The organism is Sulfuricaulis sp. (assembly GCF_049587675.1).
Classification (GTDB): Bacteria; Pseudomonadota; Gammaproteobacteria; order Acidiferrobacterales; family Sulfurifustaceae; genus Sulfuricaulis.
In genome coordinates this window covers 1-1,605 of record NZ_JBAVEJ010000291.1, presented here as the reverse complement: position 1 = coordinate 1,605, position 1,605 = coordinate 1, and the positions used below count along the sequence as shown (strand labels likewise).

Below are 1,605 nucleotides of genomic sequence, written 5' to 3'. Positions count from 1 at the left end.
AGCGGCTGCGGGGCACACTGCCCGAGCGTCCAGGGTTGCAGCGCCAGAGAATTCAGCAGGATTGGGGCGTCTCCGACGAGGTAATGCGCGACCTGGTCAACGCCGGGGCGGTCGAGTTGGTTGCCGCGACGGTGGCGCATGGCACCTCCAGCGAGCAGGCCCGGGCATGGTGGGGCAACTTCCTCGTGCAGAAGGCCAACGAGGCCGGCATTCCGCTGGACGCCTTGCCGATCACACCCGCGCAGATCGCCGAGGTGGTCAAGCTCGTCGACGACGGCAAGCTGTCGAACAAGTTGGCGCGCCAGGTCGTCGAGGGCGTGCTTGCCGGCGAGGGAGAGCCCGGCGAGGTGATGAGGGCGCGCGGGCTGGAGCTGGTGCGCGACGACTCGTCGCTTCAGGCCGCGGTGGACGAAGCTTTGGCCGCGAATCCCGATGTGGTCGAGAAGATCCGGGGCGGAAAGGTCCAGGCCGCCGGCGCGATCGTCGGCGCGGTGATGAAGGCCACCAAGGGCCAGGCCGACGCCTCGCGTGTGCGCGAACTGGTGCTGGCCGCCTGTAGCTAAACCAGGTCGTCCTTCGGCCTCGGGAACCCGCCGCCGTTCCGGAACAGCGGGAACACCACGTCGTCGAGCTGCATCGCGTCTCCGAACGTCTTGTTGACGGTGGCGCCCCAGATGTTGCCGTCGGGAGACACGGCCAGCGCCCAGGCATGTCCGTGCTCGTCCTGACGCATCACCTCCGGTTCACCGGTCACCGCTCCGGTTTCGGGTGCCATCCGCACCGCGACGGTCTGCTTGGTGTTGACGAGGTTCACCAGGATGGTGCCGGCGAGCGCCGCACAGCCGGCCACCTCCGGCTTGTCCGGCCACGTCCACACGGTCGAGGTCTTGGAATCGGCGGTGATCCGCTGAAGTCGGTCCGCGGTCGGCGTGCGGTCGGTGATGTAGAGCGAGCCGTCGGTGGGGTCAGTGCACAGGCCGCCGCCGGAGCCCATGTTGGACATCGCGGTGGTGATCGGCGCCTGGTTGACGGTGGTGGGCTGCTCGATCCGAATCACCTTGCCCGCGAGCGAATTGGGGTCGGCCGCCAATGCCGGATTGCCGGCGTCGCCGGTGAGCACGACAAGCGTGGTGGGGCTGGTGAACACCAGCGCGCCGGTATTGCCGGTGGCGCCCTTCGGGATTCCGGTGAGGATGTCCTTGGGGACGTCGCCCTCGGCGATGCGGACGACGCGGTTGTCCGTGGGCGTGCTGATGTAGGCGTACAGCAGCCGGTCCTGGTCGTAGGTCGGTGACTTGACGATGTCCATCAGTCCGCCGTCACTGGACGGGTCGACCGGGATGACGAACTTGACCTTGGGTTCGGCGCTCACCGACACCTCTTTGACCGCACCCGTGGTTCGCTCGGCTACCCAGGCGGACTTGCTGTCCGGCAGCATGATCAGGCCACTGGTGCTCTCCAGACACCCTTGCATCACATTCGGTGCGGGGCACTGCTTGGGGAACGGATTGTCCGGCAGCGGGGGAGGCGGCGGCGGAGTCGACGTGGGTGGCGGTGACAACTCCGGCTCGGTGGTGAACGGCTGCGACGCGGCGTCGTCGAACC

1 protein-coding gene and 1 pseudogene are annotated in these 1,605 nt (G+C 67.9%); one reads left to right on the top strand and one right to left on the bottom strand.

The features are described from left to right. Positions 1 to 563: pseudogene (locus tag WB402_RS14895) on the top strand (Asp-tRNA(Asn)/Glu-tRNA(Gln) amidotransferase subunit GatB); the annotation flags it as partial. Here the strand turns inward: WB402_RS14895 and WB402_RS14890 are convergent. After that, the coding region (locus WB402_RS14890) for a PQQ-dependent sugar dehydrogenase (RefSeq protein ID WP_424209227.1) at positions 560 to 1,605 on the bottom strand (1,046 nt) is incomplete at its 5' end. The pseudogene WB402_RS14895 and the gene WB402_RS14890 sit on opposite strands and share 4 nt — an antisense overlap.